The organism is Spectribacter hydrogenoxidans (genome assembly GCF_031846275.1).
GTDB classification, from domain to species: Bacteria; Pseudomonadota; Gammaproteobacteria; order Nevskiales; family Salinisphaeraceae; genus Spectribacter; species Spectribacter hydrogenoxidans.
The window spans coordinates 65,254-83,894 of the sequence record NZ_JAVRIB010000002.1; the positions used below are offsets into that span (position 1 = coordinate 65,254).

Here is an 18,641-nt window from a genome sequence, read left to right on the forward strand (position 1 = left end):
CGTTCGGGCTGGATCGGTGTCCTCGTGTTTCCAGATATTGCAGCCCGCGCACATTCGTGCATAAATCGGGTAGGACTAAATTGTAGGACAGTCCTGCCGACAACAATAAATAAGCTGGGTATCGACACCCAGCCCGCCCGCTGAGGCGGCTTTAAAACCCTCATGCCGAGGGTGTGCGGAGGCCGGGTTTTCTGCGATCCGGTCTGGAGGGACGGGGAGGGTTTTGGCCGATGACGCGAATCCTGACGGCTATCGAGTCAATCATCCGCATCTGCGCGGATGGCGCCTCCCGGCGCAAGCCCCGCGCACCGTATCCCTTCACAGTCGGCGTCAGACGACGGTTTTACCCGTGACACCGGCAGCAGCAGCGTCCCTTATCAATTATCAAAAAATCGGGCATCCGTTCGCGCGGTGCCCACGACGCGATCCATGGAGGAGAGACATATGGAGACGACAACAAAGCTTCTTTTCGCGATGGGTGTCAGCTTGCCGACCGTGGTGCAGGCTGGTTGGTGGGAGGATATTGATATCAGCTTGGATGGGTTCGTGAGGCCGGAAATCGCGATACGTACGACCTCGGGTGAGAATCCCTATAACCAGCGTGGGAACATATTCAACGGGCAGCCGGTGGAGCGCACGAGCTTCACCACCACCGATACGGTGACTCGCGGTCTGCCCCAGGCGGACAACGAATTCAATCTGACGATTCTGCGCGGAAAGGCGGCACTGAACGCGCGTTTGACGGGCAATCTCCGGTTCATCGCGGAGGTGCGCGGGATTTATGATATTGACGAATATGACAACTACACGCTCGACGATGCACCCGGCACCAACCCGGCAGGTACCCTGCAACGTCGGCCTAACCTGTTCGAGTACCGCGTAAGCTCGGACGGCGGCGCCCTGCAGGCCCGCGAAGCGCCCATGGCACTGGAACTGACCGGGCGGGACTACATGGTGGATCTGCCCAAGTTCTTTCTGGACTACAACGTCGGGTCCCTCAACCTGCGCGTGGGTAATCAGCAGATCGCCTGGGGGCAGTCGTTGTTCTTCCGCGTGCTTGACGTGCCAAACGGCCTCGATCTTCGCCGCCACAGCTTGCTTGACTATGTGCCGGAGGAATTCTCGGACAAACGCGTACCTTCGCCAGCGATAAGAGCCTCATACATGCTGGGATCCTGGGAGCTGGATGGGTTCGTCCAGCATTTCCGGCCGACGATCTACAGCAATCCGAATACGCCCTACAACGCCATCGCATCGCAATTCACTGTGCACGATCTCTACGGAGAGGTGGACGACGAAGTCAACTACGGCCTGCGGGTACGTGGACCATTGGGGCCGTTCAACCTGCAGTTGATGGCCGCCCGGCGCTATGCACCGGATGGCACATTCCGCTGGACCCAGTCGGGCGTGGATCGCTCTCTTACGGGTGCGCCGGGCGATATGACCGGTCCCCTCATGGCCCAGACCGCCTTTGAACGGGATCCGACGGGGGTGGTATCGGCCCAGGAATGGTTCCACTATGCGGGTCTGTCTCGGCTTGATGCCATCGACGGACTCAATGCCTCCATCAATGAGTTCCCGGCCGCCCAGATGCTTGGCGCCGCGCCGGTGCAGGATGAGATGGGGGCCCGTCTGACCCTGGATACCTTTTTCCAGGCGTCTGGCGGGCTGCGTGGCCATATTGCTCGGGAGTATCACCGCGAGAATGTTTTCGGTGCCGGGCTAAGCTACGTGTTCCGCGGTGAAGCGGGTTCGATTTTCGATCAGCTGATTACCAACATCGAAGTCCAGTACGCGCAGGACCGGACCTTCACCAACGTGTCTCTCAGCCGCGACTACATTGTTGAAGACGAGTGGACGGCGGCCCTAGTATTCGAGAAGTACCAGAAATTCAGCTATCAGTTTCCGGCCACGTATTTCGTGCTGCAGTGGCTGCACAAGAGCGAAAGTGACCTCTTCGGCCGGAAACTGGAAGGCATGGGTGGCAGCGCCGAGCGGGCTGCCCGGGACGCCAGCGATCCCAGTAATGCCAATTATGTGGCGTTTGCCTTTCAGCAGCCGTTTCCCAACCTGATCTGGCGAGTGGATTTCGCCGCGCTTTACGATGTCGAGGGAGGGTTGCTGCTGCAGCCCGCGGTGCGGTGGACGTTGAGCCGCGAGTTCTCAATGGAACTCTTCTACAACTATCTGGAAGGCGACCTGGGTAGCAAGAATCCGAACTACAACGCGATTTCCACCGTGGATTATGCGGACGAGCTGGGTATCCGAGCGACATGACGACCGGGGACCGGATACGCTGCCAGTCCGGTGTATTCGGCCCCGGGTCTTTCGTTTACCGCGCGACCGGGCACGCCCGTGTCGCCGACGAGTGGCGCGGACAGCGTGTGCCGGGTTCAGCGTGGTTTGCTTAGATCGTCCAGCGGCTGCGGCTCATCGATGTAATCGCTGAACGACAGCGCCTGATCGTTGACGTCGTCCGGGTCCACCTGCACCAGGAAGTCTCCGAATCGCGTGCCCTGATCCTCGCGGCGACCGTCGCCGTCGAGATCGCCCACCGCGGACGCCGGATCAGCCGGGGTAATTGGCATGGTGGAAGGCGGCTCGGGGGCCAGCAGCGCGCCGACAAGCGGAATGCCGCTCAACAGATCGGCAATGCCGATGCTGTCCCCGGTGGGAGCGAGGCTTGAGCCGGGATCGGCCAGTGATGCGGTCAGCATGTCGGAGCTGATCAGCGTCTGACCGGCCAGGGCCACGCGCAGAGGTGTGTCGGCATCCGCCAGCTGAATGTCCACCAGCGGTGAATCATTCTGGGCGTTGGCCGTTCCCAGGGCCGGCAGCAGCAGGGCAGCAGTGAGTAGCGTGTGTTTGACGGACATGGTAACGGACCGGGTCGAGCGATGTCCCCACTTTACCCCCGCTGCCGAGATTGGCAAGCAACCACGCTATCGGCGCCGCCGGAACAGTCGCGCCGGCAGGCCCAGTGCCTGGCGGACCGCCCCCATCAGCCGGGCTCCGGCGTAGGGAATCAGCCGTCGGGGTGGCGGCGCTGCTCTTTCCGAGGCTCGCTGCGCGGGCGGCGCGGTGGCTGCCGGCGCACCGGTACTGGCCGACGCGGGCAGGGAGTGGCGCCAGCGCGGATGGGTAGATTCCAGTGATCGTTTCCAGATCAGCAGCGCCGTGCCGTAGATCGCGGTCAGCGCCACGCTGGCGCTGCGCTCGATCAGCGCGGCGCCGACCGGCGACCGCGCGCGGAAGCGCGATATCCACTGGATTTCGGTGCCGCCCGCCACTTCGCGCAGCCGCATCTCGCTGCCCAGGTGGTGGATGGGGAAGGGCACGCGGATCATGCGCCAGGCCAGCCGGTGTGGTGGGTCGAAGTCGGTGATGCGTTCCACCAGGGTGCCCACGGTCAGCGACAGTTCGCGCTCTGCGCCGGTGCCCTGGCGATCGGGCTCGCCTTCACGCAACAGCCGGGCCCGGCGCACCCCGGGCAGCCGGGCGTAATTGTCCAGTTCGGCAATGTGCGCGAACACCGCCGTCATGGGGGCGGCGATGCGCCGCCGGATGCGGATGACGCGAAACGGCATTCAGGATTCGGTGGGCATCAGCTCGCGCAGCGCCCGCCAGCCGCCGTCCACCGACACCACCCGGCCGTAGCCCATCGCCCGCAGGGCATCCGCCGCCAGCGCCGAGCGATAGCCGCCGCCGCAATACAGATACAACGGCTGCTGCGGGTCGGGATGCCGGGCCTCGATGTCGCGCTCGATAACGCCCTTGCCCAGGTGTTCGGCCCCGGTCACATGCCCGCCTGCGTATTCGGATTCCTCGCGCACATCGATCAGCGCGGCATCGGGTTCGCGGGCCAGAGCGTCGGCCAGGTCGGCGGCGTCGATTTCGCGGATGCGGCCGCGTGCCTGCGCGACCAGTGCCAGGAAGCCGGGTGAATGGTCACTCATCGACGGCGTCGGGAAGGGGCGTTTCCATCGCGTAAGTGTGCCTCGAAAGCCCGGACCAATACGAGCACCCCGGGCCCCGGGTTGGCTACACTCGGCCCCCCGTTCCATCGATCTGCCGCCATGAGTCATCTGATCAATCGCCGCGACCTGGATTTCCTGCTGCACGAATGGCTGGACGTGGCCACTCTGTGCGAGCGCCCGCGTTTCGCCGGCCACGATCGGGAGACCTTCGATGCCGTGGTGGAAGCCGCGCACACGCTGGCGGTGGAGCAGTTCGCCGCCCACGCGGCAAAACTGGACGCCAACGAACCCACCTTCGACGGCGAACGCGTGAACATCATTCCGGAAGTGAAGGCGGCGCTGGATGCCTATGTGGACGGCGGCTTCATGGGGGCGGCGTTCGACGAGGCCGACGGCGGCCTGCAGCTTCCCTACACCATCAGCCAGTCGGTGGCCGCACTGTTCACTGCCGCCAACATCGGCACCGCGGGCTACCCGTTCCTGACCGGGGCCGCCGCCAATCTGCTGCGGGTGGTGGGCTCGCCCGAACAGCAGACGCGGTACATGCAGCCGATGATTGCCGGGCGTTTCTTCGGCACCATGTGCCTGTCGGAGCCGCAGGCCGGATCGTCGCTGGGCGATATCCGCACCCGGGCGATTCCCAACGAGGATGGCACCTACCGCCTGCGCGGTAACAAGATGTGGATTTCCGGTGGCGAGCACGACTTGTCCGAAAACATCGTGCATCTGGTACTGGCCCGCATCGAGGGGGCACCGGCCGGCACCAAGGGCATCTCCCTGTTCATCGTGCCCAAGTACCGGGTCAACGACGACGGCAGCCTGGGTGAACGAAACGGCGTCCGGCTGGCGGGCATCAATCACAAGATGGGGTATCGGGGCACCGTCAACACGGTGCTGAATTTCGGCGATGAAGACGACTGCTTCGGCGAGATCGTCGGCGAACCCAACACCGGCCTGGCCGGGATGTTCCACATGATGAACGAGGCCCGCATCAGTGTCGGCATGGGGGCGTCGGTGCTGGGTTATTCCGGCTATCTGCACGCGCTGGACTACGCGCGCGAACGCCCGCAGGGCCGGCACCCTGGCAGCAAGCCGACCGATACGCCGGTGCCCATCATCGAACATGCCGATGTCCGCCGCATGCTGCTGGCCCAGAAGGCCTACGTCGAGGGCGGCCTTGCCCTGTGCCTGTACTGCGCGACGCTGGTGGACCAGCAGGAGACCGCCGAGGACGAAACCGAGCGCAACCGCCTGGGGTTGCTGCTCGACATTCTCACCCCCATCGCCAAGGCCTGGCCCTCGGAATACGGGCTGGAAGCCAACAAGCTCGCCATTCAGGTGCTGGGCGGCTACGGCTATACCCGCGAATACCCGGTGGAGCGGCTGTATCGCGACAACCGTCTCAACCCCATTCACGAAGGCACCAACGGCATTCAGGCGCTGGACCTGCTCGGCCGGAAGGTCACCATGCGCGACGGGGCGGCCCTCTCCCTGCTTCTGCGCGAGATCGGCGCCACCGCCGAGGACGCTGCCGAATTCGACGAACTGCACGAGTACGCCCGTTCCCTGGCCGAAGCCATCGACACCGTGGCCGATACTACCCAGGCGCTGCGCCAGCAGGCCACGGACGCCGAAAGCTATCTCGCCAACGCCAATGAATATCTCGAAATGCTGGGCCACGTGGTCATCGCCTGGACCTGGTTGCGCCAGGCCTTGGTCGCTGTCCGGGCCAAGCCGGCCGGTGATGCGGACCGCGATTTCTACTGGGGCAAGCTGCAGGCCACCCGCTACTTCTTCCGCTGGGAACTGCCCACCATCGATCACCGCGCCCACCTGCTGGCGGCGGTGGACGATACCTGTCTGGGCATGTGGCCGGACTGGTTTTGATCAAGGCCGCATGTCTGATCGGTGGCCGGGTGGTCCGATCATCCAGGTGAGACCGCCGTGTTGTGGCGATGCCTGCCTAGCACTCAGGCCCTGGCGGTATTGCGGTAGGTGAAACGATAGGCGTCGGCGTCGAACCCGGCGGTCATGCGCCAGAAGTCCACCAGCCGCCAGGGCGAAACCGCAAACACGCGGCCAGCGTCGTTGCGGTACCAGTTATCCATGCCGGGATGGGTCCAGACCATCTGTTCGTGCATGGCGTCCACCCGCCGGTTGAAGTGGTCGTGGACATCAGTTCGGACTTCCAGCGTGTCGGCGCCGCATTCCAGCATTTCGCGCAGGGCGAAGAGCACGTAGCGCACCTGGCATTCGGTCATGAAAATCTGGTTGCCGCCGTGGGCCAGGCCGGTATTGGGACCGGCCAGGATGAAGAAATTGGGAAAGCCGGGCACGGTGGTGCCGAGATAGGCGCGGGCGTCATCGGGGCCCCAGGCGTCGTGCAGGTCGATGCCGTCACGGCCGGTAATCCGCATGGGCCAGAGCATCCGGCTGGCGTGAAAGCCGGTGGCAAAGACCAGGGCGTCGGCCCGATGAAGTTCACCATCGGTGGTGCGAATGCCATCGGCTTCGATGCGGTCGATGTCACCGGTCACCAGGTCCACATTGTCCCGCGTGAGCATGCGATACCAGTGGTTGTCGATCAGGATGCGCTTGCCGTAGGGGGGGTAATCGGGGGTGACCTTGGCCAGCAGTTCCGGATCGTCACCGATTTCGCTGCGGATATAGCGTTCCATGAACCGGCGATGGCGATCGTTGACCCGATTGATCGAACGCGCCTGGTCCGGCCATTCCGGATCCACCTGCAGGGCCGGGTAGAGCCCGTCGGCGAAACCCCAGAACAGCTGGAAGCGATACCAGCGGGCATACCCGGGCAGATGGGCGAGCAGCCACTTCTTCGCATCGCTGACCTGCTCGAAGTAATTCGGGTTGGGTACCACCCAGTGCGGGCTGCGCTGGAACACGGTAAGGCGTGCGGCCTCCGGCGCGATGCGCGGCGCGACCTGCTGCCCAGAGGCGCCGGTCCCGATCATGGCGATGTGCTTGCCGCGCCAGTCGAAATCCGGGTCCCACCGTGCCGTGTGCATTGCGGGGCCGGCGAAATCCTCGCGTCCGGGTATATCCGGCAGCTTGGGCCGGTTGAGCACGCCCACCGCCGAGATCAGGGCATGCGCCTCCAACTCCATCTCCGCGCCGGTTGCATCCCGCGCGCCGACCCGCCAGCGGGCAGTGGTCTCATCGAACGCCGCGAATGCGACTTCCGTGTTGAAGCGGATATGCCTGCGCAGGCCGTAACGGTCGGCCACTTCCTCGAAATAGCCCCACAGTTCGTCGCGCTTGGCAAAGAAATGCGACCACGCATGATTGGGTTCGAAGGAATAGCTGTAGAAGTGGTTGGGCGTATCCACGCCGCAGCCGGGATAGCGGTTCTCCAGCCAGGTGCCGCCCACGGTGGCGTTCTTTTCCAGGATGGTGAAGTCGATACCCGCTTCCTGCAGACGGATGGCGGCGCACAGGCCGGACATGCCGGCGCCGATGATCAGCACATGAAAATTGTGCAGCCGCTCGACGGGTGGCGATCGGCGCCATTGCGGGCGGCGGGGATCCCTGGTGTCGGCCGTCAGTTCCTCGTGCATCAGGGCCGCGTAGTCGGCATCCACGGTTTCGCCGGCGGCGGCGGACAGCATCGCCTGCAGCCGTTCGCCGGTGGGCACCGGCGGCAACGGCCGACCCCGGCACGCGAGCTCGATCAGGGTGGCGGCGAGGGCGTCGCGGATCTCTGCCGCCAACTCGGCGGGCATGTCCACCTGATAGTTCATCGGGCCGCGGATGTGTGGACGGGCCCGTTCCAGCCACCGGTCGTCGCCGCTGAGCTGGACCAGGACCAACAGCAGGGTGGCGTCGTCGCCCGCCTCCAGCCGGCGGCGCAGGCCGTCGGGGTCGGCGGTCAGGGTGGCAAGATCAGCCTGGCGCATAATACGGCCTATATAAAACGACTGTTTTAATTTTGATGATGCCGTGGCCCGGCTGTCAAGCCGCCGGACAGATCGGTGGGCGGTTCAAACCCGCGCGGTCAGGATCGCTTCCACGGTGTCGAACAGGTGCTCGATCGTGGCCGTGCGGTTCCAGATGTTGTTGCGCGGATGCCGCGCCGTTTCGGTTTCGCGGGCGGCGAATGCGGCACGCAGATAGATATTGATGAAGATGAAGCGTTCGTTGAGCGTATCCACCGGCAGGTCGATGCGCTCGCGCAGCAGGGCCAGGCAGCGCTGGTAGCCTTGGTTCCAGCCGCGGCCGACGGTGTCGTCGAACAGCCGGCGGTTCACGGCCATGACGTGGTTGATGAAGCGGATGTGGGTGTCGGTGGCCACGCGCACGGGATTAGTGCTCAATACCGGCCAGGCCAGCACGCGGATCAGCTCGCGCACGCTCGGTTCGCCGCGCTCGGCGAGGGCATCCAGCCTTTCCTGGCGCCAGGTGTCGGATGCCCGTGCCCCGTCCAGGATCAATGCCTCGACCAGCCCCTGCTTGCCGCCGAAGTAGTAGTTCAGCGACGCCACGTTCTTGAGCCCGGCGGCCTTGACGATATCGCGCACGGTGACGGCGTCCACTCCGTGTTCGGCGAACAGGGTTTCGGCGATGTGCTTGAGCCGTTCGCGCGTGGCGTGGCCGCGGGCGCGGGTGGTCGGCGTCGTACTGCTGGTGGCCAAGGTGCTTGACTCGCTGATGGCGTGATCGCGACCCGTGTCGTTGTCGACGCCGGGTATTGTCCCCGGGCAACAGTTTATGTAAAACATTTGTTGTAGAAAAACGAGGGCCGGTCCGGCCCGTGCGAGAGTCGAGGAGGAACGCGATGTCGTCAGCGGCGTTGTTCACGCAGACGGCCACCGAGCGGGTGCACATCGGCACGGCTGCCGCCGAGGCGGTGGTCGACGAGGCACGTCGCAACGAGGCATCGCGGGTATTCCTGGTGGTCAGCGCCACCCTGGATCGCCAAACCGACGAGATTGCCCGCATCCGCGAGGCCCTGGGCGAGCGTTACGCTGGACACCACGCCGGCATCGCCCCGCACGGCCCCCGGGCGGACGTGCTGGCGGCGACCGCCGCCGCGCGCGAAGCCGATGCCGATTTGCTGGTATCCGTCGGCGGCGGCTCGGTCACTGACGCGACGAAGGTGCTCGCCCTGTGCCTGCGCCACGACATCACCAGGCACGAGGATTTCGACGCCTTCCGGATGTACGTGGACGATGCCGGCCAGGTGGTCATGCCCGAGTTCGACGGCCCCGACGTGCGCGTGGTGTGCGTGCCCACCACCCTGTCCGGTGGCGAGTTCAATCCGCTCAGCGGGGTGACCGACGAGCGTGCCCGGCTCAAGCAGGGTTACCAGCACCGGCGGATGGCGCCGGTGGCCGTAATCCTGGACCCGGCGGTCACCGTACACACGCCGGAATGGCTGTGGCTGTCCACCGGCGTGCGATCCCTGGACCATGCCATGGAGACCCTGGGTTCGTTTCACTCCAACGAATTCTGCGACGGCATCGCCGCCAATGCGCTGGCGGCGCTCGGCGAGGGCCTGCGCCGGGTTAAGGCGGACCCGGACGACCTGGGCGGCCGCCTGAAGTGCCAGGTCGGGGCCTGGGAATCGATGATCCCGGTGGTGGCCGGCGTACCCATGGGCTTGAGCCATGCCACCGGCCACGCCCTGGGTGGCACCTTCGATGTGCCGCACGGCCACACCTCCTGCGTGATGGCGCCCTACGCCCTGGCCTTCAACGCCGAAGTCAACGGCGAACGCCAGCAGCGGATCAGCGCCGCCCTGGGCGATCCCGCACGCCCGGCCAGCGAACTGGCGGACGCGTTGATCCGGGCGCTGGGCATGCCGCGCACCTTGGGCGAGGTGGGCGTGGGCGAGGCCGACCTCGAGCGCCTGGCCGAGGCCGTGCTGCACGACATCTGGGCGCGCACCAACCCGCGCCCGGTCGCGTCCGCAGAGGACGTGATCCCGTTTCTGCGGATGGCGCTCTAGCGCTGTCATGCCCAACCCTGCTGAGGCCGGCACTATGCCCGAGACCACCTTCGACCCGGACGACCCCGCTTTCCTGACCGATCCGCTGCCGGTCTACCGGCGGCTGCGCGACGAGGCGCCGGTCCATCATCTGCCGGCCAGCGGCGGTATCTGGCTGGTGACCCGCTTCGAGGACATCCGGCCCCTGGTGCGCCTGCCCGAAGGCCGCATGCAGGTGCCCGGGGTGGACGGCGGGGCGGTATTCGGCGACGGCCCGGCCGGGCGCATCTACCGCAACCTGATGGTGCTCAACGATCCGCCCAAGCACACCCGGCTGCGCATGCTCACGCAGAAGGCGCTGACGCCGAAGGCCGTCGAGGGCCTGCGTGCCCGCGTCGAGCAGGTGGTGGACGAGACCCTGGATGCGGTGATCGAACGCGGCGAGATGGACGCCGTGACCGACCTGGCATTCGTGATCCCGTACCGCGTGATCTGCGGCATGCTCGGCATTCCGGCGGACCAGCGCCAGGCACTGATGGCGGTCACGCCGGACTTCTTCCGCGTGTTCCTGCCGGCCGCCAACGACGAGGCCGGCATCCAGGCCTGTCACGAGGCCTGCGCCTTCTTCATCGATTACCTGAGCGAGAAGATCGAGGAGCGGCGGGCCGACCCCGGCGACGACATCTTCAGTGCCCTGGTGGCGGCCGAGGCCGAGGGCGACCGCCTGGACCGCGACGAGCTGGTGGCCACGGTGCTCTCGCTGCTGGCCGGCGGGTTCGACACCACCATGGGGATGATCGGTGCCGGCGTGTACAACTTCGCCCGGGAGCCGGAGCAGTTCGAACGCCTGCGCGCCGACCCGGCCGGACTGGCCCGGGCGGCCACCGACGAGATCGTGCGCTGGGAGTCGCCGGTGGGCGTGACCATCCGCCATCTGCCCGAGGATTTCACCCTGGGCGGTCAGCGCATCCCGGCCGGCGAGCCGGTTTGGCTGGCGCTGTTGTCCGGCAATCACGACGAGCGGCAATTCACCAACCCCGACCGCATCGACATCGCGCGCACCGAGGGCGAGCACGTGGCCTTCGGTGGCAGCCGGCACTTCTGCATCGGCCAACACCTGGCCAAGCTGGAAGGCGAGATCACCTTCCGCAAGCTGGCCGAACGCATCGAGGGCTTCGAACTCGCCGGCCCGACCCCGCGGCGCATGAACTTCCAGTTCCGCTCGTTCGAATCCCTGCCGGTGCGCTTCACGCCGGCGCGCGCGGCATGACTGCCGATCCACGCATCCCGCCGCGCGAGCGCTGCGTGCTGCGCTATGCGCTGGAGGATTTCGCCCGGCGTACGCCGGACAAGGCCTACTGCATGTTCGGGGACGGCAGCGCCTGGAGCTATGCGGAAACGCTTGCGAAGGTACGCGCCCGGGCCGCGGTACTGCAGCAGCTCGGCGTCGACCAGGGCGATCACCTGCTGTCCTGGCTGCCCAACGGCGCCGAGGCCCTGCTGACCTTCTTTGCCACCAATTATCTGGGCGCGGTGTTCGTGCCCATCAACACGGCCTATCGCGGGCCGCTGCTGGAGCACGTGGTGGCCAACGCCGGCGCCCGTGTCATCGTGGCCCAGGGCGAACTGGTGGAGCGCCTGCACGAGATCGACACCGCGGCACTCGAAACGGTGGTGCTGGTGGGGCCGGCCGGACAGCCCCCGGCCGAGCTTGCCGCCACCAGCATCGCGGCGGTCGACGCGCCGGCGGCACCGGCGCCGCCGGCGCGGGCGATCGAGCCCTGGGACACCCAGGCCGTGGTCTACACCTCGGGCACCACGGGCCCGTCCAAGGGCGTGCTGATGTCCTATCTGCACCTGTACTCCAACGCCGGGCCCGAGACCTGGCCGTTCGTGACCGGGGACGACCGTTTCCTGATCAACATGCCGATCTACCACATCGGCGGCCTGGGTCTGCCGTTCGTCATGCTGGTGCGCGGCGGATCGGTGGCGCTGTGGACGGATTTCCGCACCGAGGAGTTCTGGGATTTCGTGCGCCGCACCGAGTGCACCGCGGTGTTCCTGCTGGGGGTGATGGCCACCTTTCTGCTCAAGGCCCCGCCGGCCACCGACGACCGCGATCATCCGGTGCGGCTGGCCATGCTGGTGCCGCTGACCGACAGCGCCCGGGATTTCCGCGAGCGCTTCGGGGTGAACATTTTCACCATCTTCAACATGACCGAGGTGTCCTCGCCGATCGTCTCCGAGGCCAACCCGGAGAAGACCGGTACCTGCGGCCGGGTGCGGCCGGGTGTCGAGGTGCGGCTGGTGGACGAGCAGGACTGCGAGGTGGCCGTGGGCGAAGTGGGCGAGATGATCGTCCGCACCGACCGCCCCTGGGCGATGATGCACGGCTATTACAAGAACCCCGAGGCCACCGCCCGGGCCTGGCGCAACGGCTGGTTTCACACCGGCGACGCCTTCCGCTGCGATGCCGACGGCAACTACTTCTTCGTGGACCGCATCAAGGACGCCATCCGCCGGCGTGGCGAGAACATCTCGTCCTTCGAGGTGGAGGCCGCCGTGGTCGCCCATCCCGACGTGCAGGAGGCCGCCGCCATCGGCGTGCCCTGCGAACACGGCGAGGACGAGGTGATGGTGGTGATCGCTCCGGTGGCCGGCCGCCGGCCCGACCCCGTGCAACTCACTGAATTCCTGATCGAACGGCTGCCCTATTTCATGGTGCCGCGCTACATCCGCGTGGTGGACGAACTGCCCAAGACGCCGACCGCCAAGGTGCGCAAGGTGGCGCTGCGCGAGGCCGGCGTGACCGACGATGCCTGGGACCGCGAGGCCGCCGGTATCCGCCTGCGCCGCGAGCGCTTCAACGCCTGAACCAGACGCCCAGACAACCGACCGGAGGAGTCCGCCCGATGCAGCAGCTTTCCACCAATGCCTGGCAGATCGGCCGCGTGAAGATCACGCGAATCATGGAGCTGGGCGACGTGCCGTTTCCGGCCGAGGTGCTGTTCACCAACTACGACCCGGCCGACCTTGCCGCCCAGGACTGGATGCGGCCGCATTACCTGGGCGAGGACAACAATCCGATCCTGTCGGTACATACCTTCGTGGTGGAAACACCCGACCGGCTGATTCTGGTGGACACCTGCACCGGCAACGACAAACCGCGCGTCACCGAACTGTTCGACCATCTGCAGACCGGCTACCTGGATGACCTTGCCGCGGTCGGCGCGCCGCCGGAGCGAGTGGACACGGTGTTATGCACCCATCTGCACCTGGACCACGTGGGCTGGAACACCCGGTTGGAAGGCGATCGCTGGGTGCCTACGTTCCCCAATGCCGAATATCTGTTCGGCCGCGTCGAGTGGGAGCACTGGGAGGCCAACAAGGACATCGAGATCGTCGAAGGCGCCACCGGCGAGGCCAATCCCATCGTCAACGCCAGCGCGGTGATCCACGACTCCATCCTGCCCGTCGTCGACGCCGGCCTGCACCGGCTGGTGGAAACCGACCACCGGATCTGCGACGAGCTGCGCCTGGAAGCCACCCCCGGCCACACCCCCGGGCATGTCAGCGTGCACATCGAATCGGACGGCGATCACGCCATCATCTCCGGCGACATGCTGCACAGCCCCTACCAGATGGCGCGCCCCGGGGTGGGTGTGGTATTCGATTCCGACGGCGAACGGGCGGCGGCAACCCGGCGCGATTTCTTCGGTCGCTACGCCGACCGGCCCATCCTGCTGCTGGGCACCCACTTCGCCACGCCGGTGGCGGGGCATATCGTCAGCCACGGGGACAGCTGGCGGTTCGAGCCGTGGGGTAATCTGTAGGGTGGTGGACGGCCATCCTATCCCGCAGGCGGGAGAGGGGGTGTAAGAGTCAAGCCCTGGTAACAATGGTGATACCGGCCGCGACCGGTATCGCATTGCCGCGGTCTTTACCGATCAGGCAACTGCGACCTGCGCGCTCTCGCCACGTACCGCCACATCCAGTTCATCCAGCGCCTCGCCGGTGTACACCGCAATCCGCTGCATGTGCGGCAGGCTGTCGCGGCAACCGGTAAAGCCTAAGTTCACCTTATTGTCGTAGCTGACCAGGCTGATGTTCAGGGCCTGACCGTTGAACAGCAGCGACACCGGGTAAATGGCATCCAGGGTCGCCCCGTCGAGATACAGCGTCTGCTTCGGGCCCGGCACGTTCGACACCGCCAGGTTGAACATCGGCCGGGTCGCCGCGCCCAGCCCGAGCACGATGCGGATCAGGTACGGCCCCATCAGCATCGCCGTATACGGATCCATGGCCGCCTTGGGCAGGCGGTTGAGGTGGCCCTTGGCGGCGGTGGTGGAGCGGTGGATGGCCGCCAGCCGTTCGGCCGGGTCGGCGATGTCGGTACGCATCTTCGCCATGATGAAGGTGATCGCGTTGCCCACCTCGGTTTCGTCGGCCGGACGCACGGATACCGGCACGGCGGCGGTCAGGCTCTCCGCCGGCAGGGCGTTGGTTTCCTCGAGATAACGCCGGAGCGCCCCCGCGGAGATGGCCAGGAACACGTCGTTGGTGCTGCAGCCCGCGGCCGAAGCAATGGCGCGTATCCGGTCCTGGTCATACTGCTGGGTGGCGAACCGTCGCGGTGCGCCGATGCGGCCGTTCAGGCTGGTGCGTGGCGTCGCGAACGGCAGGGCATTGTCCGGTTCGTGCCGGGGCCGCAGACGCCGCCGCAGCATGGCCCCCCGCAGGCGGCCATAGGCCTTCAGCGCGGGCCATATCTTTGGTCGCTCCCTGGGGGTTCGCGGTTCGTCCGGGTTCGAACGCTTGCGTTCCATGCCGACGGCCCAGATGGGGTCCACCGGCGGCGCATCGACGGCGTCGGCCATCATCGAATTCAACATTCGTATGCCACCCACGCCGTCGACCTGCGAATGATGCACCTTGAGATAGAGGGCGAAACGGCCGTCCTCCAGCCCCTCGATCACGTGGCATTCCCAAAGCGGGCGGTTGCGGTCCAGCGGGTGCGAGTGCAGGCGTGAGATCAGTACGCCCAGCTCCCGCTCACCCCCGGGTCGCGGCAGCGCGGAATGACGGAAGTGGTAATCCAGGTCCACCTCGTCATTATTCAGCACGTCCCAGCTAGGAAACGGCCACGGCCGGTAGCGGTAGTTGAAGGGCGCCGCGAATTGCCTGCACTCACGCCATCGCCGTACCAGATTCTGCAGGTAGTCCTCGCCGGCATCGGGCGGGTAATGAAACGTCGCCATGGCCGCCACGTGCGCGGGCGCCGTGGCCTTCTCACCAATCAGAAAGCTGATGTCATTGAGCTTGAGTGCTTTGCGCATGCCCCTGCCTCCCCCGGTTCTTGTCGGTTATCGGGCCATTTGTTACCGGGCCCTTGAATATGACTCTACAACGACGGCGCTCGGGTTGTCGCGAATGGGTCGGGGGTGGGGAGGTGTCGGGCAGATAGCGAATGGCCGGGAGCCTGCGCCATCCGTTAAAGGGAGGGCCGGAGTTAACGCCCAGGCTTAGCCGCCGGTTGCCAGCGGTATTACGCGAGTTCGAGCCGACCGCCGGGTGCATGCTTGCCGCGAGCGGTTGGGTCGGTGGCCGTTTATCGGGCCTTCTGGTTCAAGTGAGGCGTTTTCGACCCGCCGGGTACCTGTCTTCTACCAAGGCAGCACCTGTCCCTCGGCATGCCAGAAGGTGCCGCTACCGGCCATACCCAGCTCATCCATCCGCTGAATCAGCAGGGCAGCGGATTCAGCCGGTTCCAGGTGGCCGCTGTATCCGGTCATCTCGGTACGCACCCAGCCAGGGTGAAGAATGGCCACCGCGATGCCGCGGTCGGCGAGGTCCACAGCCAGGGATTTGCCGGCGGCGTTAAGACCGGCCTTGCTGATGCGGTAGCCATATTTGCTGCCGGAGTCGTTGTCGGCCATGGACCCCATTCTCGATGTCATTAGGCCGACCCTGCCGCCGGACGGGATGCGGTCGAGCAGGGTCATGGTGACTCGCAGCGGGCCCAGTGTGTTGACCTCGAATTGTTCGCGGATGCGGTCGAAGTCCATGTCGTCGAGCGTTTCGCTATGCATGATGCCGGCGTTGTTGTAGAGCACGTCGATGCGGGTATCGGCCAAGGCCTCGCGAAGACGGGACATGTCGGCATCACGGCCGACGTCGATGCCGGCGATGAGGTCAACGTTCAGCGCTTGCAGGGCTTCCGACGGTTCGCGGCACACGGCGATGACGCGCTCGCCGCGGTCGGGGCCCAAATACGGGCCATCTCCAGGCCGATACCGCGGTTGGCCCCGGTGATGACGATGGTTTGCGCCATGGTTGCTTCCAGCTGATCAAGTTTTTCGGGTCCGCACGCTAAGCCCCTGACTCGTCGGTGACAACCAATTATCGCGGGTTGGGCTGAACCGGGGCAGCTAGGACTGCATCCGGGCACGGGCGCTGTTGCCGCGGGGCGGCAGCATCAGTCGCAGCTGTCTGAAGCGCTTCCGGTACCGTCCCGGTGTCAACCCGACCTTGCGGCTAAACAGGCGGTGAAAGAAGGCCGGGTCCTCGTAACCCACTTCCATTGCAATGGTATCCACCGGGTCGTCCCCGGCCTCCAGCATCTGTTTGGCCTCCTCCAGGCGCAGAGTGTGGACGTACTGCATCGGGCTCATGCCGGTGGCGGCCTTGAAGCGGCGCTTGAACGTGCGTTCGGTTAGGCCGCTTCTCTCAGCCATGGTTTTCACCGGCCGGGGCGCGTCGTAGTGCATGGCCAGCCACTTCTGACTGCCGGTGATCACGGCGTCGTTGGCCTGCCGAGCGGTCGTCAGCAGCGCGTAGGGCTGCTGCCCGGATTGGTGCACATCCACGAGGAACAGTCGTGCAATGCGGACGGCTTCCTCGATGCCAATCCACCGGCCGATGATATACAGCGCGAGATCCTGCCAACTGGTAGCGCCGCCCGCCATGATTAGGCGCTGCGCTTCGCCGGAAACCACCAGTGCGCGATTGTGGTGTACCCGGACGTCGGGATAGCGCGCGGCGAGTAGCTCGCAGAACGCCCAGTGGGTAGTGGCCTCCCAGCCGTCGAGTAGGCCCGCTTCGGCGAGCAGCAGGGAGCCTGAGCAGATCGAGGTGAGGGTGCTCCCGGCGGCATAGCAGCGCCGTAGCCAGCGACATTCCCGAGCATAGTCCGCGGTGATATTACCGTCCGGGGGGAGATAGAGCTCGGGAATGCAGACGATGTCCGGCCGCTGGCAGGCGTCGAGTCCGGCATCGGGGCGCAGCGTGACGCCATTGGCGGCACGAAAGGCACGGGTGTGTCGGCTTACTACCCGAGTATCGAAAACTCCCGGCCCGGGGGTGCCCGTTTCCAGCATCTGCCAGTCGCGGCAGGTGGAAGCGAAAAGATCCAGCATCCCGTAGAGCGTGGATGCCGTGGTGGCGGGTGTCGCCAACAGTGCGACGGTAATGCGGTCCGTGTCGCCCATGACATGAAAGACCAGTTTACGTCCCGAATGACGTTATCACTTTGTGGCAGCTGGCGTAGTTTGAGCGGGTAGCTGAACAACCCCGGGAGGAAGGCATGGCCAGTGAAATCGCACTTGATCAGGCGCCGGACGAGGCGGCAGTGGAAGCCTTCGGTAATCGCATGACTTCCGCCCTCAATGAGGCGGGCATGCTGCTGATGATATCGCTAGGCCACCGCAGCGGTTTGCTCAGCGCGTTAAACGGGGCGGGTTGGCTGACGAGCGATGCCCTGGCGACAAGCACCGGCCTGGATGAGCGCTACGTGCGCGAACTGCTACATGGCCTTACGGCCGCGCGTGTGGTGGAAACGGACGTGAGCGCCGGCACCTACCATCTGCCGGCCGCGCACGGTGCGTTACTGACCGATGGGGGCGACGCCAACATGGCGGTGTACGCCCAGTTCATTCCTCTGCTGGGCTCGGTCGAGGATGATGTGCTCGAGTGCTTTCGCCGCGGCGGCGGTGTGCCATACAAGCGCTTCGGGCGCTTCCACGAGGTGATGGCCGAAGACAGTGGCCAGACCGTGCTGCCGGCGTTGCGCGATCATATCCTGCCGCTGGTGCCGGGTTTGACGGGGCGACTGACGGCCGGCCTCGACGTGCTGGATGTCGGTTGTGGGCGTGGCAGAGCCCTGATGTTGATGGCCGAGCAGTTCCCCGACAGCCGTTTTGTGGGGTACGACCTGTCGGCCGAGGCCGTGGCTTGGGCCCGCGAACGGGCTGAAGCCAGAGGCCTGCATAACCTGCGGTTCGAGGTCCGGGATCTCAGTGACTTCGACTCCAGCGCCGAGCCCGGTGCGTTCGACCTGGTTACGACATTCGACGCCGTGCACGATCAGGCCCGCCCACTCAATGTATTGCGGGGAATTCGCAAGAGCTTGGCCGACGACGGGGTCTATCTTGCCCAGGACATCAGGGGGACCAGCCATCCGCATCTGGATGCCGATCTGCCGCTGGGGCCAGTGTTGTATGCAGTCTCGATTATGCATTGCATGACCGTTTCACTGGCCCAGGGTGGGGAAGGGCTGGGTACCATGTGGGGCCGAGAGCGGGCCCGCGAGTACATGATGCGGGCAGGCTTCCGCGATATCCGGATCCACGAGCTGGACCACGACGAGCAGAACGACTATTACGTGGTTAGGCCTTGAACTGTCCCTATTCGGACGGCACGCGGCCGGCTCTTGCCGGCCG

At 65.7% G+C, this 18,641-nt stretch carries 15 protein-coding genes; 7 read left to right on the forward strand and 8 right to left on the reverse strand.

The annotated features are described in order from the left end of the window. The first annotated feature begins 444 nt into the window (after nucleotides 1-444). Nucleotides 445-2,277, forward strand: coding sequence for a DUF1302 family protein (locus tag RM532_RS02105; protein WP_311651466.1), 1,833 nt, complete (start codon nucleotides 445-447; stop codon nucleotides 2,275-2,277). A gap of 116 nt (nucleotides 2,278-2,393) precedes the next feature. On the opposite strand, the gene RM532_RS02110 is transcribed toward RM532_RS02105, so the two are convergent. The 3 genes from RM532_RS02110 to RM532_RS02120 form a co-directional block, all read right to left on the reverse strand. Continuing rightward, complete coding sequence (locus RM532_RS02110; RefSeq protein ID WP_311651467.1) at nucleotides 2,394-2,876, reverse strand: hypothetical protein; 483 nt, start codon at nucleotides 2,874-2,876, stop codon at nucleotides 2,394-2,396. 66 nt (nucleotides 2,877-2,942) lie between these two features. Beyond that, a complete protein-coding gene (locus tag RM532_RS02115) occupies nucleotides 2,943-3,587 on the reverse strand; it encodes an SRPBCC family protein (RefSeq protein WP_311651468.1) in 645 nt (214 codons plus the stop codon). Further along, the gene (locus tag RM532_RS02120; RefSeq protein ID WP_311651469.1) at nucleotides 3,588-3,956 is read right to left on the reverse strand and encodes a rhodanese-like domain-containing protein; all 369 of its coding nucleotides are present in this window, start codon (nucleotides 3,954-3,956) and stop codon (nucleotides 3,588-3,590) included. It abuts the gene before it with no gap. Nucleotides 3,957-4,076: 120 nt separating this feature from the next. On the opposite strand from RM532_RS02120, the gene RM532_RS02125 reads away from it, so the two are divergent. After that, complete coding sequence (locus RM532_RS02125) at nucleotides 4,077-5,864, forward strand: acyl-CoA dehydrogenase (RefSeq protein ID WP_311651470.1); 1,788 nt, start codon at nucleotides 4,077-4,079, stop codon at nucleotides 5,862-5,864. Between the two features lie 83 nt (nucleotides 5,865-5,947). Here the strand turns inward: RM532_RS02125 and RM532_RS02130 are convergent, their stop codons facing one another. Further along, nucleotides 5,948-7,894, reverse strand: coding sequence for a flavin-containing monooxygenase (locus tag RM532_RS02130; RefSeq protein WP_311651471.1), 1,947 nt, complete (start codon nucleotides 7,892-7,894; stop codon nucleotides 5,948-5,950). An 84-nt stretch (nucleotides 7,895-7,978) separates the two neighbouring features. Further along, entirely contained in the window at nucleotides 7,979-8,629 is a 651-nt protein-coding gene (locus RM532_RS02135) for a TetR family transcriptional regulator (protein WP_311651472.1), read from the reverse strand. Between the two features lie 143 nt (nucleotides 8,630-8,772). Here RM532_RS02135 and RM532_RS02140 point away from each other — a divergent pair, with 143 nt between their 5' ends. The 4 genes from RM532_RS02140 to RM532_RS02155 are packed head-to-tail and all read left to right on the forward strand — an operon-like array spanning nucleotide 8,773 to nucleotide 13,757. Continuing rightward, on the forward strand, nucleotides 8,773-9,945 hold the full coding sequence (locus RM532_RS02140) for an iron-containing alcohol dehydrogenase (protein WP_311651473.1): 1,173 nt from the start codon (nucleotides 8,773-8,775) through the stop codon (nucleotides 9,943-9,945). 34 nt (nucleotides 9,946-9,979) lie between these two features. Further along, the gene (locus RM532_RS02145) at nucleotides 9,980-11,194 is read left to right on the forward strand and encodes a cytochrome P450 (protein ID WP_311651474.1); all 1,215 of its coding nucleotides are present in this window, start codon (nucleotides 9,980-9,982) and stop codon (nucleotides 11,192-11,194) included. Further along, complete coding sequence (locus tag RM532_RS02150; protein ID WP_311651476.1) at nucleotides 11,191-12,798, forward strand: AMP-binding protein; 1,608 nt, start codon at nucleotides 11,191-11,193, stop codon at nucleotides 12,796-12,798. The genes RM532_RS02145 and RM532_RS02150 overlap by 4 nt, the downstream gene beginning before the upstream one ends. 38 nt (nucleotides 12,799-12,836) lie before the next feature. Beyond that, nucleotides 12,837-13,757 (forward strand): MBL fold metallo-hydrolase, encoded by a 921-nt coding sequence (locus tag RM532_RS02155; protein ID WP_311651477.1) that lies wholly within the window; start codon nucleotides 12,837-12,839, stop codon nucleotides 13,755-13,757. A 114-nt stretch (nucleotides 13,758-13,871) separates the two neighbouring features. On the opposite strand, the gene RM532_RS02160 is transcribed toward RM532_RS02155, so the two are convergent. The 3 genes from RM532_RS02160 to RM532_RS02170 form a co-directional block, all read right to left on the reverse strand. Beyond that, nucleotides 13,872-15,260: a WS/DGAT/MGAT family O-acyltransferase gene (locus RM532_RS02160; protein WP_311651478.1), complete on the reverse strand. Its 1,389-nt coding sequence runs from the start codon at nucleotides 15,258-15,260 to the stop codon at nucleotides 13,872-13,874. Between the two features lie 327 nt (nucleotides 15,261-15,587). Continuing rightward, on the reverse strand, nucleotides 15,588-16,193 hold the full coding sequence (locus RM532_RS02165; RefSeq protein WP_311651479.1) for an SDR family oxidoreductase: 606 nt from the start codon (nucleotides 16,191-16,193) through the stop codon (nucleotides 15,588-15,590). Between the two features lie 159 nt (nucleotides 16,194-16,352). After that, a complete protein-coding gene (locus RM532_RS02170; RefSeq protein WP_311651480.1) occupies nucleotides 16,353-17,411 on the reverse strand; it encodes a GlxA family transcriptional regulator in 1,059 nt (352 codons plus the stop codon). A gap of 95 nt (nucleotides 17,412-17,506) precedes the next feature. Between RM532_RS02170 and RM532_RS02175 the strand changes: the two genes are divergently transcribed. Next, nucleotides 17,507-18,598 (forward strand): class I SAM-dependent methyltransferase, encoded by a 1,092-nt coding sequence (locus RM532_RS02175; protein ID WP_311651481.1) that lies wholly within the window; start codon nucleotides 17,507-17,509, stop codon nucleotides 18,596-18,598. Nucleotides 18,599-18,641: the final 43 nt, after the last annotated feature.

Excerpts from the sequence above, each read along its gene's own strand:
- RM532_RS02105 (WP_311651466.1), top strand. The coding sequence starts at position 445 with ATGGAGACGACAACAAAGCTTCTTTTCGCGATGGGTGTCAGCTTGCCG.
- RM532_RS02110 (WP_311651467.1), bottom strand. The coding sequence starts at position 2,876 with ATGTCCGTCAAACACACGCTACTCACTGCTGCCCTGCTGCTGCCGGCC.
- RM532_RS02115 (WP_311651468.1), bottom strand. The coding sequence starts at position 3,587 with ATGCCGTTTCGCGTCATCCGCATCCGGCGGCGCATCGCCGCCCCCATG.
- RM532_RS02120 (WP_311651469.1), bottom strand. The coding sequence starts at position 3,956 with ATGAGTGACCATTCACCCGGCTTCCTGGCACTGGTCGCGCAGGCACGC.
- RM532_RS02125 (WP_311651470.1), top strand. The coding sequence starts at position 4,077 with ATGAGTCATCTGATCAATCGCCGCGACCTGGATTTCCTGCTGCACGAA.
- RM532_RS02130 (WP_311651471.1), bottom strand. The coding sequence starts at position 7,894 with ATGCGCCAGGCTGATCTTGCCACCCTGACCGCCGACCCCGACGGCCTG.
- RM532_RS02140 (WP_311651473.1), top strand. The coding sequence starts at position 8,773 with ATGTCGTCAGCGGCGTTGTTCACGCAGACGGCCACCGAGCGGGTGCAC.
- RM532_RS02145 (WP_311651474.1), top strand. The coding sequence starts at position 9,980 with ATGCCCGAGACCACCTTCGACCCGGACGACCCCGCTTTCCTGACCGAT.
- RM532_RS02150 (WP_311651476.1), top strand. The coding sequence starts at position 11,191 with ATGACTGCCGATCCACGCATCCCGCCGCGCGAGCGCTGCGTGCTGCGC.
- RM532_RS02155 (WP_311651477.1), top strand. The coding sequence starts at position 12,837 with ATGCAGCAGCTTTCCACCAATGCCTGGCAGATCGGCCGCGTGAAGATC.
- RM532_RS02160 (WP_311651478.1), bottom strand. The coding sequence starts at position 15,260 with ATGCGCAAAGCACTCAAGCTCAATGACATCAGCTTTCTGATTGGTGAG.
- RM532_RS02170 (WP_311651480.1), bottom strand. The coding sequence starts at position 17,411 with ATGGGCGACACGGACCGCATTACCGTCGCACTGTTGGCGACACCCGCC.
- RM532_RS02175 (WP_311651481.1), top strand. The coding sequence starts at position 17,507 with ATGGCCAGTGAAATCGCACTTGATCAGGCGCCGGACGAGGCGGCAGTG.